12 protein-coding genes and 1 other RNA gene are annotated in these 17,205 nt (G+C 38.8%); 11 read left to right on the top strand and 2 right to left on the bottom strand.

Annotated elements, in window-relative coordinates:
- Positions 1–206 precede the first annotated feature (206 nt).
- The gene (locus MKY17_RS13775; RefSeq protein ID WP_339202267.1) at positions 207–1,688 is read left to right on the top strand and encodes a UDP-N-acetylmuramoyl-L-alanyl-D-glutamate--2,6-diaminopimelate ligase; all 1,482 of its coding nucleotides are present in this window, start codon (positions 207–209) and stop codon (positions 1,686–1,688) included.
- 130 nt (positions 1,689–1,818) lie between these two features.
- Positions 1,819–2,005, top strand: a non-coding RNA gene (gene ssrS / locus MKY17_RS13770) — 6S RNA.
- 161 nt (positions 2,006–2,166) lie between these two features.
- On the opposite strand, the gene MKY17_RS13765 is transcribed toward ssrS, so the two are convergent.
- On the bottom strand, positions 2,167–2,709 hold the full coding sequence (locus MKY17_RS13765) for a ribonuclease H-like YkuK family protein (protein ID WP_098372396.1): 543 nt from the start codon (positions 2,707–2,709) through the stop codon (positions 2,167–2,169).
- A gap of 672 nt (positions 2,710–3,381) precedes the next feature.
- On the opposite strand from MKY17_RS13765, the gene MKY17_RS13760 reads away from it, so the two are divergent.
- From MKY17_RS13760 to cobA, 4 genes are all read left to right on the top strand, one after another.
- On the top strand, positions 3,382–4,587 hold the full coding sequence (locus tag MKY17_RS13760) for a nitrate/nitrite transporter (protein ID WP_098372395.1): 1,206 nt from the start codon (positions 3,382–3,384) through the stop codon (positions 4,585–4,587).
- A gap of 54 nt (positions 4,588–4,641) precedes the next feature.
- Entirely contained in the window at positions 4,642–6,963 is a 2,322-nt protein-coding gene (nirB, locus tag MKY17_RS13755; protein ID WP_339202265.1) for a nitrite reductase large subunit NirB, read from the top strand.
- 96 nt (positions 6,964–7,059) lie between these two features.
- Positions 7,060–9,210 carry a nitrate reductase gene (locus MKY17_RS13750; protein ID WP_339202264.1) on the top strand — a complete coding sequence of 717 codons (2,151 nt, stop codon included), beginning with the start codon at positions 7,060–7,062 and terminating at the stop codon, positions 9,208–9,210.
- A 117-nt stretch (positions 9,211–9,327) separates the two neighbouring features.
- Entirely contained in the window at positions 9,328–10,098 is a 771-nt protein-coding gene (cobA, locus tag MKY17_RS13745; protein WP_339202261.1) for a uroporphyrinogen-III C-methyltransferase, read from the top strand.
- A gap of 183 nt (positions 10,099–10,281) precedes the next feature.
- Here the strand turns inward: cobA and MKY17_RS13740 are convergent, their stop codons facing one another.
- Positions 10,282–10,608 carry a MerR family transcriptional regulator gene (locus tag MKY17_RS13740; protein ID WP_286177147.1) on the bottom strand — a complete coding sequence of 109 codons (327 nt, stop codon included), beginning with the start codon at positions 10,606–10,608 and terminating at the stop codon, positions 10,282–10,284.
- Between the two features lie 204 nt (positions 10,609–10,812).
- Between MKY17_RS13740 and nirB (MKY17_RS13735) the strand changes: the two genes are divergently transcribed.
- From nirB (MKY17_RS13735) to MKY17_RS13715, 5 genes are all read left to right on the top strand, one after another.
- Entirely contained in the window at positions 10,813–13,227 is a 2,415-nt protein-coding gene (gene nirB, locus MKY17_RS13735; RefSeq protein ID WP_339202258.1) for a nitrite reductase large subunit NirB, read from the top strand.
- A 17-nt stretch (positions 13,228–13,244) separates the two neighbouring features.
- Positions 13,245–13,562, top strand: coding sequence for a nitrite reductase small subunit NirD (gene nirD, locus MKY17_RS13730; protein ID WP_339202257.1), 318 nt, complete (start codon positions 13,245–13,247; stop codon positions 13,560–13,562).
- A gap of 218 nt (positions 13,563–13,780) precedes the next feature.
- Complete coding sequence (locus MKY17_RS13725; RefSeq protein ID WP_339202255.1) at positions 13,781–15,400, top strand: family 14 glycosylhydrolase; 1,620 nt, start codon at positions 13,781–13,783, stop codon at positions 15,398–15,400.
- A gap of 661 nt (positions 15,401–16,061) precedes the next feature.
- A complete protein-coding gene (locus MKY17_RS13720) occupies positions 16,062–16,487 on the top strand; it encodes an OsmC family protein (RefSeq protein WP_141994451.1) in 426 nt (141 codons plus the stop codon).
- A 354-nt stretch (positions 16,488–16,841) separates the two neighbouring features.
- A complete protein-coding gene (locus tag MKY17_RS13715; protein ID WP_098372388.1) occupies positions 16,842–17,162 on the top strand; it encodes a hypothetical protein in 321 nt (106 codons plus the stop codon).
- Positions 17,163–17,205: the final 43 nt, after the last annotated feature.

Here is a 17,205-nt window from a genome sequence, read left to right as displayed (position 1 = left end):
TAAATACAGCTATAGCCATAAGAAAAGCAGCCAATTTTGGCTGCTTTTCTTTCTTTTTTTCCTTCTGACTGTAATTACAACTAACAAAATCTAGATTGACAATTATTTTTAGAGTACTGGTAAATACTAAAAATGGGCTTATTGGTACTTATGCATTTAATTTTCAAAAGTTGGTGAATAGCTTACATGAAAAAGGAGAAAAGTTAATGATCCTTAAAGACATATTGAAAGAAGCAATAAACGGGGAGATGCCGAAGGATGTTGAAAATATATCCATCACAGGTGTAACCGATAACTCTAAAGAAATTAAAAAGGGATACCTTTTTGTTGCCGTAACCGGATATAAGTCCGATGGCCATAATTACATTAAAGATGCAATTCGTTTAGGGGCATCGGCTGTGATTGGCAATCGCGATATTAAGGAATTGGAAGTTCCTTTTTTACGAGTGGAGAACAGCCGAAAAGCATTAGGGCTAATCGCCAAAAGGTTTTATGGAGATCCCAGCAATCAAAAAATAATGATAGGAATTACGGGCACAAATGGAAAAACCACAACTAGCTATATGCTTCAGCAAATATTAGAAGAGAATGGGGTAACCTGTTCCGTCATTGGAACGATACATCATATTATCAATGGAAACAAAGTCGATTCCCATAATACGACTCCAGGTACCATGGAACTGAATTCCTTGCTGGCAGCCAGTCAGGACATGGTTGTCATAATGGAAGTGTCTTCTCATGGATTAGCTCAATACCGTTTAGAAGGAATTGAATTTGATTTCTGTGTCTTCACGAATTTGTATCATGACCATCTCGACTTCCACGGTACGATGGAGGATTATTTTCTGGCAAAATTACTGCTTTTTGAAAAATTAAAACCAAATGGTCTTGCGATTATCAATGGGGATGATTTCTGGGGAGAAAAACTACAAGAATACTTACGGGAGAAGAATGTCAGTGCCTTTGTATTTGGAAAATCCAATCACTGTGATTTAACCATCACCAATTATAATACTGCAATAAACCCCTTTATTTTATTGAATGAGAATCATGACTTTGTGAAAATTATGTTACCTATACCTGGACTTCATAATTTATATAACGCAACAGCTGCATATTCCGTAGCGAAGATGTTTCCAATTTCAAAAGAGGAAATCCTCACTTCACTGAAACGATTTTCCGGTGTGCCAGGAAGATTTGAAATGTATAAGAAAGAATTTGGACCGACAATAGTCATCGATTATGCACACACTGCAGATGCCATTCAACATATGCTTCAAACTGCCAAAGAATGCGGGGCCAAAAAGATTTATCATATTTTTGGTTTCCGAGGTGGACGAGATACAACCAAAAGGGCTGAAATGGTTAAAGTATCATCGGAACATAGTGATGTTTCGATTTTGACGATGGATGATCTGAATTCGGAGGGAATAGAGGTGATGGAATCGTCACTAAATAAACTCCAAAGCGATTACTCTGCTGTAAATGGGAAGGTTATTCCAGATCGGACACTTGCTATACAGGAGGCGTTGCAAGCAGGAAAGGAAGGGGATTGGATTATCATTACAGGTAAAGGAATTGAGAGGTATGAACAACATTTCGGACTGCCTACTATTTCTGACAAAGAAACGGTACTATATCTGCAAAATATAGACCATGGGGATTTTATCGGTTATTTTGATCAATAGTTTTAGTCTAATACGAATTCTTTTAAAAAGGGCTAATAGGGCTTCTTTTCCCTTCTACAGCCATAGGTGATGTGATTTATATGGTGATTATTAACATTGTAACTTATGAGGATTACAGGTATTATAATAATACAAGCTGCACTGTTCGTAATGATAATAAAGTTTTAACCTTTAAGCTGTAATAGGGAGTTTTATATTGAAACAGGAATGTTATGCCTCGTCACTGACTTGGACAACAGGATTTTTTCTGCAAACACCCACTTTGAGGAGTGGTGGTTTAAAACTTTCTTACTGAATACGGCAATGGCGGCTTATATCTTTAAATGTTAAAGCCGGTCTCGTTCTGAGGCCGGTTTTTTGCTGTTTTTCGATAGGGATTGCATGTACCAATTATCCATATTTTTCTAAAATTTTCATTTTGATAAGCCTAAAGAAATCCAATGATGAGAACTCTGGCTTATTAAATGTTTTTGAGGCATTACTCTTGCTTTGTATACCGGTTGGCATAACTTGAAGCAACGAAAGCATTGGGTTTGATTTTCGGTTCCACGCCCATGGATTCCATCCTGGCTACCATTTCTTTTACAAACTCACTGGTTTTGTTCCGCTTCCCAATCCCGATATCAATGTGCCCTTCCATTGTGAACGTTGCCCCTTGATATACGGCAGGCAGTACAATATCGATTAACTGATTTTTTCTTTCTTCCGTAAACAGTGATACGATCTCCTCTGTTAACGACAATTCTTGGGAAATTCGTTCATGTAAATGCAGCATCCTTCTAGGAATCATCACTTTTCTTATACAACCCCATACACCATTTCCGACCTGCCGTATCACGATGCCTGTAATGAAAACCGTATGTTTTTTATGTACTTGCGAATCGGTACCGACCATTAATCGATAGTCACCGGAAGGATTTAATTTCATGAACTCAACAATATGAACAAATACCTCTTCAAATGACATGTCTTTTTTCTGAAGGTTTTGAAATGGAATGTTGTGAAATGGATATTGCCTCATATTATCGCACCCAACCTTTCCCCGGATATAATCAAATTATTAAATATCTCATGCTGCTCATAACACATCATATGAAGGAGGTCCTTGTTTCGTGCGGTGGGAAGAACCCGCAACCTATAGAAAATGCAGTCATTTTTTAAAGTTGATCTCGCTGAATAGATATCACCTCCAGTTTTAATTCTTCTATTTTAAACAAAAAGGACTTTAGGCATAAGGAGTCCTATCTTAATGTTAAAACAAAGTTGATTGGAGCGGATGTACGGACTCCTGCGGAAAGCGAGTGCCTGGAGTGGAAATTAACGGACAAATTAAACTGTAAACAAACTCAATTTTAATCGGGTTTATCTACATTCTAGAAGAGAAGCTAAAGCATTAGGTTTCTCTTTTTTTGTATGGAGAATATTACGAAAAAGCTTATTGGTTTTGGTATATCCCCTTCCATAACTGAAAAGTAAACTTTACATCACCTAAGTAAACCACAATATCATTCAATTTATATTAGAAAAAGGAAATGAAATTATTAAATTTTGACCAATAACTCCTTTAAAGTATACACATTTAATAACTTACAAAAAAAGCGTGTGATGTTTTCTTACATAAACAAAGAAATCTTGCTTTTATAAGAGTAAAATAAACAAATATTCAATTAATAAAGTATTGGAGAGATGAAAAATGAAAATATCTGAATTGAAAAAAAGCGGTCATGCTCCGTCATTATTAGCTTCATTCCTTTATTTTGATATCAGTTTTATGATTTGGGTATTATTAGGTGCACTGGGTGTCTATATTACAAAGGATTTCGGACTTTCCCCAGCTGAAAAAGGCTTGATTGTAGCTATTCCGATTTTGGGAGGCTCGTTTTTTAGAATCGTCCTTGGTTTTTTGACTGACCGCATCGGCCCGCGGAAAACAGCGATCGGCGGGATGCTTGTTACGATGATTCCGCTTTTTTGGGGATGGTTATTCGGAGAAAGTTTAGCCGAGCTCTATTTAATTGGGATTTTGCTCGGAGTGGCAGGTGCAAGTTTTGCTGCAGCACTTCCTATGGCCAGTCGCTGGTATCCCCCGCATTTGCAGGGTCTAGCGATGGGAATTGCGGGAGCCGGTAACAGCGGAACTCTTTTTGCGACATTGTTTGGACCGCGTATTGCAGAGTCTCTTGGCTGGCATAATGTTATGGGATTAGCTTTGATTCCTTTAACCGTCGTATTCGTCATTTATATTTTAATCGCAAAAGACGCACCATCTCAACCGCCTGCAAAACCGCTCAAGGAATATTTCAACGTATTTAAAATAACGGACACTTGGTATTTCTGTATTCTTTACAGTGTGACATTTGGGGGCTTTGTCGGGTTTACTAGCTTCTTAAGCATCTTTTTTGTTGATGAGTATGGGTTAACACGAATAAGGGCAGGGGAATTTGTTACATTATGTGTCATCGCCGGAAGTTTCTTTCGTCCTGTCGGAGGATTTATTGCCGATAAAATAGGTGGGGTTAAACTGCTTATGTTTTTATTCGTTGGACTCACAATATGTATGTTTGGGATTAGTTTTCTTTATTCTCTTACTGTCGTTACGATCCTACTGTTCATCGGAATGCTATTTCTCGGTATGGGCAACGGGGCTGTTTTTCAATTAGTTCCACAGCGATTCTCTAAAGAAATTGGTTTTATCACAGGAATTGTAGGAGCTGCCGGAGGTGTTGGCGGATTCTTGGTTCCAAACATACTAGGTACGTTAAAACAGATTACTGGGACATATGCTACTGGATTTTTAGTATTTTCCGCAGTTGGAATCGTGGCTTTGCTTATCCTGGGCCTAGCTCAGCTTTCATGGAAAAAAACATGGGTACTCGGAAAAAATTCAGTTAAGATCTAGATCTTTGTTTACTGGTTATATTGGCTTGTTTCAGTACTTGTTTGGGGGGATAAAATGTATAAACAAAAACTGGTTTTAGTAGGGAACGGTATGGCGGGATTACGCTGCGTTGAGTCAATTATAAGTAAGGATCCGACTGCATTTGAGATTACTATTTTCGGTAGCGAACCACACGTTAACTATAACCGAATCTTATTGTCGACTGTGCTTCAAGGCAACACTTCGTTTGAAGATCTTGCGATAAATGATAGGGGCTGGTATACGAAGAATAGTATCCAATTGTTTACAGGGGAAACGGTTGTGAAAATCGATAAAGAGACTCGGAAGATAAAAACAGACAAAGAACGGGAAGTTTACTACGATAAGCTGATAATTGCCACGGGTTCTATCCCATTTATTCTTCCTGTTACCGGTGTTGATAAAGAAGGAGTCATTGCATTTCGGACGATTGAAGATTGCCAAAAGATGATTGAAACTTCGCGCAAGCATAAAAAAGCAGTCGTCATCGGAGGCGGTTTATTAGGTTTAGAAGCAGCGAGAGGGCTGTTAAACCTTGGTATGGAAGTGAATGTCGTTCATATTGCTGACCATTTAATGGAAAGACAGCTTGATTCAACGGCATCACTTTTGCTGCAAAAAGAGTTGGAAAACCAGGGAATGAACTTTCTTTTAAAAAAGGAAACACAGGAGATAATCGGTAACGAGCGTGTAGAGCGCGTCCGTTTTAAAGATGGAACGGAGGTGGAAGCAGATTTAGTCGTTATGGCTGCGGGAGTCAGACCGAATATTCAGTTGGCCAAAGACAGCGGAATTGATACAAATCGTGCCATTATTGTAAACGACTATTTAGAAACCAGCATCCCAAATATTTATGCGGTTGGTGAATGTGTTGAACATCACGGAATTGTTTATGGATTGGTTAAACCCCTATATGAACAAGGCGAAGTGCTGGCAAAGCATATTTGTGAGATGAAATGCACCGGATACCAAGGTTCGGTCCTTTCCACCCAGTTGAAAATATCAGGAGTTGAGTTATTCTCTGTTGGAGATTTCCTTGGTGATGAAACAACGAAATCAATCACAACTTTTGATGAATTAGATGGTGTTTATAAAAAGGTGGTTTTTCAAGGAAGAAAAATCATAGGTGCTGTTCTGTATGGAGATACAAACGGCAGTTCACGATTACTCGATATGATTTTAAAGCGGCAAGAAGTAACGTCAGAAGAAAAGCATGTACTGTTCCAATCACCTAGTACGGCTGAGGGATTAATCGCTTCTATGGCAAATCATGAAATCATTTGCAATTGTAATGCTGTTTCAAAGGGGGCAATCATTGAAGCGGTTCAAAATAAGGGATTAACAACCGTGGAACAAGTTAAACAATGCACAAAGGCTTCAGGTTCTTGCGGTGGATGTAAGCCCGCAGTGACCGAGCTTTTGGCATATATTCAAGGTAATCTTTCCGATCAGGCTAATGAACAAACTGCAATGTGTTCATGTACGACATTAACGGAAGATGAAATCGTGTATAAAATGCAGCTCCAAGATTTAACATCCGTCCAAGAAGCGATGGATGTTCTTGGATGGGAAAATACAGGAGGTTGTTCAACATGTCAGCCAGCCCTGAACTATTATTTAGGGATGATTGATCCAGAGTACGAGATCAGACATCAAACTCTTTTCATAAACGAACAAAAGAATGCAACAATTCAAAATGATAACCGATACTCTGTTATCCCGCAAATGTACGGCGGGATGACGAATGCGAAAGACTTGCGAAAAATTGCAAATGTTGCAGATAAATATGATATATCCCAGGTGGCGGTAACAAGTGAACAAAGGATTCATTTAATGGGTGTGAAAAAAGAAGATCTCCCAGGTGTGTGGGCTGATTTAGACATGCCGTTAAGTTCGAAATATGGTAACACCGTTCAAAACGTCAAAACATGTATCGGTGAACATGTTTGTTCTTGTGATAAAAAGCAATCCCTTTTACTTGCTGTAGATTTGGAAAAAAGATTGGAGCATGTATCAACACCTTACCGGATAAAGATGGGCATATCTGCTTGTATGCATAACGGTGCAGGATCAACAACGAAAGATATAGGTGTTATGGGCATTGACAGGGGCTGGGAAATATATGTGGGCGGAAGCAGCGGGCGTACTGTACGTGCCGGTGAACTGTTATGTGTAGCTGGAACAAATGAAGAAGCAATTGAAATCATCATCGGCTTTATTCAATATTATCGGGAAACGGCCAATTATTTAGAACGGACTTGGCAATGGATTGAGAGAGTGGGTTTAATTCATGTTAGAGAAGTATTGTTTGATAATGAACTTAGTCAGCAACTATCTCAACGACTGGAAATGGCTTAGGTCAGAGAAGGAACGTAGTGGAAAGTACCTTTTGATGCACGAAAACTAACGGGTAATTGTTATCTATAGAAATCCATGAGTAAAGGGTGAGGAGCCTTGACCGAATTATTATTAAAGTATTTCCGAACGAAGCAACAAGAGGTCCAATCAGAGAAACGCTATGATACACAATGTCCATTTTGCAGCATGCAATGTAAGATGCAGCTGTTGGAACAAAAAATAGTGACAAGAAAAAAGTATATGACGATTGGAAAAGATAATCCAACCTCAGAGGGGCGCTTATGTATTAAAGGAATGAATGCACACCAACATGCTCTGCATAAAGATCGAATTAAATACCCATTATTTAAAAAAAATGGTGAATTTGTTCGAATAACATGGGAGGAAGCATTAAACCACATTAAGGAGAATTTCACTAAGATTCAAGCAGAAGATGGTGTAAATGCATTATCTGTTTATGGGAGTGCATCCATTTCAAATGAAGAAGCATATTTGCTTGGGAAATTTGCCAGAGCAGCTTTAAAAACAAAATATATAGATTATAATGGCCGTTTGTGCATGTCCGCAGCTGCTTCGGCAGCAAGCCAAACGTTTGGCATGGACAGAGGCCTAACCAACAGCTTATCAGAGGTTCCGTTCACAAAGTGCATTATCTTGGCAGGCACGAATATTGCGGAATGTCAGCCGACAATCATGCCGTACTTTGAGAAAGCGAAACAAAATGGTGCATATATCATTGCTGTAGATCCACGAGAAACAACAACAACGAAAATGGCCGACTTGCATCTAAAAGTAAAACCAGGGATGGATGCCGCCTTGGCAAACGGATTATTGAAAGTGATCATTGAAGAGGATTTTATTGATGAAGCATTTATCCGGGAACGTTCAAATGGCTATAACGAAGTTAAAGAGTATGTTACATCTTTACAGTTAGAGGAAATTGCCGAAATGACAGGGGTTCCTAGCGACCAAATTCAAAAAGCGGCTGTCATGTTCGGGAAAGAAGAATCAGGAATGATTTTTACAGCAAGGGGCGTTGAGCAGCAAACTGATGGTTCAGCCGCCGTTCGTAATTTTCTTAATATTCTTATTGTTACAGGGAAAATCGGAAAAGTGAATTCGGGCTATGGAGCTATTACTGGACAGGGGAATGGGCAGGGAGCAAGAGAGCATGGCCAAAAGGCAGACCAGCTACCGGGATATCGCATGATTGAAAATGAGAAACACAGATTACATATTGCAAGAATATGGGGAATCGATGAGGCTGATTTGCCACGTAAAGGTGTCTCAGCATACGAAATGATAGAGAAGATAAATGAAGGTGAAATTACCGGCATGTTTTTAATGTGTTCCAACCCAATTGTTTCAAATCCAAATGCTAACTTTGTCAAAAAGGCTTTGGAAAAATTAAAGTTTCTTGTCGCAGTGGATATGTTCGTTTCTGAAACTGCTAGAATGGCTGATTTGATTTTACCTACTTCGTCTTATTTAGAGGATGAAGGAACGATGACAAATTTAGAAGGACGGGTAACGTTGCGGGAAGCAAGTTTTTCGTTGCCTGGGGAAGTGAAGCATGATTGGCAAATCATTTGTGATATAGCAAAAGCTCTGGGAAAAGGGGAGTATTTTCCCTTTCAATCTGCAAATGAGATTTTCGAAGAATTAAGAGTGGCAAGCCGCGGGGGAACCGCTGATTATTATGGTATAACGTATGATCGATTAAGAAAAGAAGGAGGCATTTTGTGGCCATGCCCAACAATTGACCATAAAGGGACAAAAAGGTTATTCGAAACGTCTTTTGCCCACCCGGATGGAAAGGCGGCAATGGTTGTGGTTAATAATGTGCCTCTTGTTCCAAAAGAACAGCCATGTACGGATTTCCCACTTTATTTAACAACAGGAAGAATCATGTCACATTATTTAACAGGAGTACAAACGAGAAAAAGCTCATCATTATCCGCTAGAAATTTTGAATCATATATGGAAATCCATCCGGAAACAGCCAAGAAATATCATATTCCAGACAATACTTTGGTGAAAATTGAATCAAGGCGCGGAAGTATTGTTGTAAGAAGCAAATGGTCAGCAACCATTCGCCATGATACTATATTCGTTCCTTTTCATTGGGCAGACTCACAAAATGTCAATCGTCTCGTTTCAAAGGAATTAGATCCCGCATGCAAAATGCCTGGCTTTAAAGTCAGTGCTGTAAAAGTACATCCTATAGTAGAGTTAACGTCTAATTAAAGGGAGGTTTTCTTCCCTTTAATCATAACTTTTTTAGGTTCATTATGGGTAAGCCTAACCACATAGCATTCCATATCAAATGGATTTTACATGACTAAAAATAAAAGGGGAAAAAGGATGAAAAAAGGTAAGGTCTATATTGTTGGTGCTGGACCAGGTGATCCGGACTTAATTACTGTCAAGGCAACCAAATGCCTCGCGGAAGCGGATGTCATCTTGTATGATCGATTGGTTAATCGTGAATTGCTTTTATATGGTAAATCTGAAGCTGAATACATTTATTGCGGTAAAGCGCCTGGTAAACATTGTGTCTCTCAAGAGGACATTCAAAAATTGTTAATTAGTAAATCAATAGAAGGAAAAACGATCGTTCGTTTAAAAGGGGGAGATCCTTTCATCTTTGGACGAGGGGGCGAGGAAGCAGAAGTGCTAGTTAAGCACGGAATTCAGTTTGATATTGTTCCTGGAATCACATCCGGAATCGCTGCGCCAGCTTATGCTGGAATTCCCGTGACTCACAGGGAATGGGGGAGTTCCTTCGCAATTGTCACAGGACACGGCGTGACCGGCAAGCCTGATAACATCAACTGGCATCATTTGGCACATGGTGTTGATACCATTGCTATTTATATGGGTATTAAAAACCTGCCATATATCTGTAAACAAATACGTTCCTGCGGAAAGAAGGCTGAAACTGCTGTTGCTGTCATTGAACAAGGAACGACAGGTTTTCAACGAACTTTCACAGGAACAATCGATTCAATAGTGGCGATTGTTACAAGAGAGCAGGTTGCCAATCCCGCCATGATTGTAATAGGAGAAGTGGTGAATTTATCCGAGAAATTATCATGGTTTTCAGAGAAGACAAAAGATAAGGAGTTCGCTTAGAAGAGGAATGATTAAGTTAGAAAACTTTTATTGTAATGAAAATGTGAAAATGGAAAACTGGACATGAAAGTCATCATGTCCAGTGTAACAATGTTAACAGTTATTTTAAAAGTGCAAGGTGAAAATATTATCGAAGACTGAAATATGGACATTGAATTAATAGTTCCGTATTCTTAGCGAAAATCAATTACGTAGGCCAAAGTGAGCATTTAATTGGCCCTGCAGCATTTTTTTTCGCATTTTTTCCTGTTCAATTTTTCTGTTCTCTTTTAATTTTTCCTGTCTAATTTCATTGGTTTGCACTCCATCCTCTATTTTATCAGCGATTTCCACTAGTGCCTTGACGTCGGAAAAAGAGTATTTACGGTTACCACCCTTAGACCTTTCGGGGAAAACGAGTTTTCTTTCTTCATAATACCGAATTTGTCTATCTGATAGTCCGGTTAATTCTCTGACCACTCCGATGGATATTACTTTTCTGTCAATATAAGATTCTTTTTGCAGGACGATGAAAATCACCTCATTTTGGATTTATGCTAGATCAATAAGGATATTATATCCTAATTTTCTGAATATTTGTAATAAAAACTAACATTAATTATTGATTTTCAAAAATCATGTGAGATTATATAACATACTTGTTGTTATAAATAGTGACCTCTCCTATAATCAAACACATAATCCTTTCAAAAAAATCTTATTGGAGGACAAAACATGGCTAAGCAGAAATTGGCACTCATTGGGAATGGTATGGCTGGAGTAAGGTGTATAGAAGAAATTTTGAAAATTCAACCAGAAAGGTTTGAGGTGACTGTCTTCGGAAGTGAGCCACATCCGAATTATGATCGAATCCAACTTTCGAATGTATTGCAAGGGGCTACGACGATAGATGATATTACAATAAATGATTGGAACTGGTACAAAGAGAATAATATTACACTTTTTTCAGGTGAAACGGTCACGAACATCGACACCGCAAAGCAAATCATATACTCAGACACAAATCGGGCAGTCGAATATGATCAATTAATTTTAGCAACCGGGTCAATCCCTTTCATTCTACCGATAAAGGGTGCTGATAAAAAAGGAGTGACAGCCTTTCGAAATATTGAAGATTGCGAAAAAATGATTGAATATTCAAAAAGTTATAAAAAGGCAGCAGTCATTGGCGGAGGATTACTGGGTCTTGAAGCGGCCAGGGGTCTTTTAAATCTAGGTATGCAGGTAGATGTTATTCACCTTTCTGAATATTTGATGGATAGGCAGTTGGACCCAACAGCAGGAAAAATGCTGCAAAGGGAACTTGAAAGCCAGGGAATGAATTTTTATCTTGGGAAACAAACACAGGAGGTTTTAGGTGAGTTTGATGTTAAAGGATTACGCTTTAGTGATGGGGAGGAAATCAGCGCCGATTTAGTGGTCATGGCAGTTGGGATTAAGCCCAATGTTCAATTGGCCAATGATTGCGGTATCCCTGTCAATCGTGGAATTATCGTGGACGATTATATGAAGACAGGAATTCCGAATATTTATTCGGTCGGTGAATGTGCGGAACACCGTGAGATGGTGTATGGTTTGGTCGCTCCCCTTTATGAACAAGGCAAAGTATTAGCCAAAAAGATTTGCGGGCTGGATGGCAAATCTTACGAGGGTTCAGTGCTGTCTACTAAGTTAAAAGTATCTGGTGTTGATGTATTTTCGGCTGGGGAAATTTTCGAGGATGAACAAGCTAAATCAATCAAAGAATTTAATGAATGGAATGGTACTTACAAAAAAGTAATGATTCGAAATGGGAAAATTTCTGGTGCGGTATTATTCGGGGATACAAAGGAAAGCAATAACCTATTGAGCATGATCAATAAAAATGCCGACGTTTCCGAATATCTAAAAGTTGGAACGAGTGGAGATCCCAGCAGTCTTGTCACTTCGATGTCACATGAAGAAATCGTCTGTGGTTGTAATGGTGTAACGAAGGGCGATATTGTGACGGCTATTGAATCTAAAGGGTTAACAAGTATCGAGGAAGTAAAAGGCTGCACAAATGCTTCCAGATCATGTGGGGGATGTAAGCCGTTAGTCGGTGATATTCTCGAGCTGACATTGGGCGCTGATTTCAGTGAGTCAAACCATAAGGAATCCATATGCACGTGCACCACTTTATCCAGAGATGAAGTTGTTGCTGAAATACGCGAAAAAAACCTGACCCATACTCGAGAAGTCATGAATGTTCTCGGCTGGAATACAAGTGATGGATGCTCGAAGTGTAAACCGGCACTGAACTATTACTTAGGCATGATTCATCCTGTTGAATATGAGGACGAAAAAGAATCCCGCTATGTAAATGAAAGACTACATGCAAATATTCAAAAGGATGGTACATTTTCCGTTGTGCCAAGAATGTATGGGGGCGTCACTAATCCCGATCAATTACGGAAAATAGCAAATGTTGCCGATAAGTATAATGTTAAGTTACTTAAGGTTACAGGCGGGCAAAGAATAGATATGTTCGGCGTTGAAAAAGAAGACCTTCCAAGTGTATGGGCCGACCTGGATATGCCTTCCGGATATGCTTACGGAAAAACCCTTCGAACTGTGAAAACATGCGTAGGGGAAAACTTTTGCCGCTTTGGCACCCAGGATTCAATTGGGCTTGGCATTGCCCTGGAGAAGAAATTTGAACGTGTAGGCACACCGCATAAGGTTAAGATGGCCGTGTCGGCATGTCCTCGTAATTGTGCTGAATCCGGTATCAAAGATCTTGGTGTTGTCGGCGTGGATGGTGCATGGGAAATTTATATTGGCGGCAACGGCGGAACCCATTTAAGAGCTGCTGAATTATTATGCAAAGTGAAAACAAGTGATGAGGTAATAGAAATTGCAGGTGCATACCTCCAACATTATCGGGAGACTGCCAATTATTTAGAAAGAACGTCTGTCTGGGTGGAGCGTGTAGGGTTCGATACCATTAAGACGATTATTGGTGATAAGCAAAAAAGAATTGAGCTTAATCAACGTTTAGATGAGGCCATTTCGGTATTGCAAGAACCGTGGAAAGAAATCATTGAGAGCAAGGCGATCCAAACCGGTTTATTTCAAAAAGTGAAAATTCCAGCTAAATCAAATAAATGAATATGGGGGAAGCCTACATGGGGAAAACTCTTCAAAAAATAAAGGTTTCAAAAGTAAATGAGATGCCAAAAAAACTAGGGAAAACAGTAACCATAGGCTCTCATGAAATTGCTCTTTTTCATTTAGCAAATGGTGAATTCCGAGCTATTGAAAATCGTTGCCCACATAAAGGCGGTGTTCTGGTGGAAGGCATTGTGAGTGGTGATCACGTCTTTTGCCCGATGCATGACTGGAAAATCAGTGTCAAGAATGGAGAAGTCCAAAAACCTGATAATGGTTGCGTAAAAACATTCAATGTTGAAATAGAAGATGGTAATGTTTATATTGTTTTATAAAAATGTAGATAACCCGCTGCTCTGGATAGTCTCTTAAGGGACTATCCATTTTTTCTTTTAGGAGATATGAACTAAATTACCATGACGAAATAATTGATAAATATTTCCAAAACAAATATAATTTCCAGTAAAGGAGTGTCTTAATAAAACGAAAAGAATGTAAGCGACTTCAATGATAAACAAATGAATAAAGTTATTGGGGAAAGGTTGGCGTTCTTATGAACAAATTATCTGTTGGTGTTTTTACCTTTATGCTGTATTTTGTTCCTTTATCAAGTACTTCACCTGGATCAGCAGAAGTAAAACCAGATTACAAGCTTTATGTAATGGCCCCATTGGGTGAAATAACAGATTGGGATGCATTTGAAGCAGAGCTGACCCAGTTGAAGGAAAATGGAGTTTATGCAATAACGACAGATATCTGGTGGGGATTAGTCGAGAGTAAAAAAGATAATCAGTTTGATTGGACTTATTATAAAAAATATGGGGAAACAGTGAAAGCTTCCGGTTTAAAATGGGTGCCCATTTTGTCTACACATCAATGCGGCGGTAATGTGGGGGATGATTGTAACTATCCCATCCCGAGTTGGCTCTGGAATAAAGACACTGCCGAAAACATGGCTTTCAAGAGTGAAAGTGGTTTCTGGAATAAGGAAGTACTTGCTCCTTGGTGGGAAGGTACAGCTGATCAATACAACGAATTGTACAAATCATTTGCAGAGAACTTTGCTGATCAGAAGGGTCTAATAGCTAAAATATATTTAAGTGCAGGACCAGCTGGGGAACTTAGATATCCCTCATACCAGAATGCTGATGGCTGGAATTATCCTGAAAGGGGACAACTTCAAGTTTATACAGAAGGAGCCAAACGGGATTTCAGGCTAACCATGAGAGAAAAATATTCAACGATAAAAAAATTAAATGCTGCTTGGGGCAAAACGTATAAAAACTGGAATGAGATACAGCCGCCAGGAAACGGGGATGAATTTTTCACAAAGGGCGGAGCAATCGATACACAATTTGGATATGACTTTATGCAGTGGTATCAAGGAGCACTCGAAAAGCATCTTGCAAAAATCTCTAAATTCGCCCATAAACATTTTGACAAAGTCTTTGGCGTGCCAATTGGAGCTAAAATCTCGGGAGTCCATTGGAAAATGAATGATCCCGTACTGCCGCATTCAGCAGAGTATAGTGCCGGCTACTATAACTACTCCAAATTATTGAATCAATTTAAGAAATCGAATATGGCCCTCACGTTCACCTGTTTGGAAATGGGAGATCAAGAAGCACAAACTGCTCCATCCTATAGCGCTCCAAAAACGTTGGTGACCCATATTGCCTCTTTAACTAATGAAAAAGGAATTTCTTTAAACGGGGAAAACGCACTCCCGCTGATCAATAATGAAAGGGGCTTTGACAATATAGCAGAAATGGTTTTTAACCATGGTTTTGAGGGATTTACCTTGCTAAGGATGTCCTATTTATTCGACGATGAAGGAAATCCAACAAATGAGTTCAGGATGATGGCTGATAAATTGGAAGGCATGTCGATTCCAGTTACATTCACAGTTGAAAATGCACCTCCCACACATGGAGTTTACTTAATTGGGGATAGAGGAGAAATCGGCAGGTGGAATCCTGAAGATTACGAATATAAACTCACTCAAAACAAAGATGGCAGCTGGAGTGGAACATTCCGTTTAGCCGCAGATCGATTCTATGAATTCAAGTTCGTCCTGAAAGATGAAGATGGCAATATTACTTGGCAAGATGGGGAAAATAATAGTTATAAAACTCCTTTGAATGGAGAAGGAAACTATATAACTTCATGGTAGATGGATATATAGGGCAATGAGGAAATCGACGTTCAAAACCTCGCTTTCCGCCCTCGGTTTTTGCGCTTGTGGGCTCTCAATTGGACGCGCTTTTCCCGCATTAGTCTTGAACACTCGTTCTAATCAACTTTGTATAAAAAATTTAGATAGAAACCCTTTTGTCGACAAAAGGAGGTTCGGAATGCTCTCACAACTATGATTCTAAAGGTAAACTTAATATCCTTCTGTTTTTTTACTTCTTTATATGCATGAATCCCTGAATAGATTTAAGAATTTTGCGACACTCCTGCCGAATAACTGGCTAGCCGAGACCCCACAGACGCTTTGCTTTGATGAGGCTTGGCAGACAGTCGGCGGAAAGGGAGCGGATTTCTGAAATCATCTGGAATATTTTTTAGAGGTTTTAAAGCCTGAAGAGTTAAAGTTCAAATTTAACAGCATGACTAACTCAATAGGACTTGTGGGAAGAATATAAGGAATGGAAAGTCATCACAAGTTAGGGTCATAGTATAAATCCTGAAGTCAATTATTCTGTAAATTTCTTAATGACCGCAATATTTGGGGCAATATTATTTTAGGACTTAAATGATATGGACTTACATTAAATAAACATGTGGACTATTTTTGAACTAAACAACAAGTAAGGGAGGAATTGAAATAAATGAAGACAATGATTACATGGACAGGGGAAATGGCCTTTTCTGGCACAACTCCGTCGGGACATGAAATAAAGATGGATGCTGCCGAAGATGTAGGAGGAAAAAATAGCGGAGCAAGACCTACTGAGTTACTTTTGCATTCTCTTGCAGGGTGCACAGGCATTGATATTGTAATGATTTTAAAAAAGATGCGATTTGAAACAAAAGCCTTTCAAATAGAAATAGAAGGGGCACGATCGGAAAATCACCCTAAGCGGTTTACCGATTTTCAAATCCACTATTTATTGGAGGGGGATCTTCCTGAAGATAAAGTGGTCCGTGCGATTCAATTATCCAAAAATACGTACTGTTCAGTATATCACTCATTAAATGCCAACATTAAAATCAGCTATTCGATAAATGGTGTTAAAGGAAAACAAGACTTATAATGTTTTAGTTAAGGGACTATCATTTAACAGAAAGTTGTATTACATCCATATAAGAAAAACAGCCTTCATTTTCTATACAAATGGAGGCTGTTTTCGACTGAAATGAACATCCTTGTTTTATGGATAATCATTTATAAACCTAAGAAAAAAATCCCTCTATATGTTAATCCAAGCCGTATTCTTAAGAAAAAATCATCCTACAATTTGTTTTTCAGGTAACAGAACTCCATTTTCCGGAAGGAAAGGGTTTATTTAGTTAGCAAGTAATCAAATTGTAATCGTTTGTCATTGGAATGCCCTTGATGTTAGGAGTTTATCCATATAAACTTTAGATACAATTGAGGAGTGGTTAAGTTGAAAGAGATAACAATTGACAAATTAAATTTTAAAGATCATTTATCGATGATTGAACAATATTCATTGAAAGATTTCATGTTTAAGTGGCTCGGCAGCCCCGAAGAAGGATTGGATGATCTTCTTCCGCTTACATACACAGATCAAGTTTTTGCAAAAATGGAAACGACATTGGAGACAAAAATAAAGATCAACGGAGAAGAAACCTTCAGATATGTCACTATTACGGAAGATAATCAAATTGTAATAGGGGGCTTGGACTCGAATCAAGAGTTAAAGTTTAGAATTGTGTCCCTGGAGGAGCGTTTGAAAAGCTACTAAAGCTTTAGGTTTTGCATTGTATACTTTTTAGATTGAATCATAT

The sequence above is a fragment of the Peribacillus sp. FSL P2-0133 genome (assembly GCF_037975445.1).
In the GTDB taxonomy this organism is placed as follows: domain Bacteria; phylum Bacillota; class Bacilli; order Bacillales; family DSM-1321; genus Peribacillus; species Peribacillus simplex_E.
This window is presented reverse-complemented; position numbering and strand designations above follow the sequence as displayed.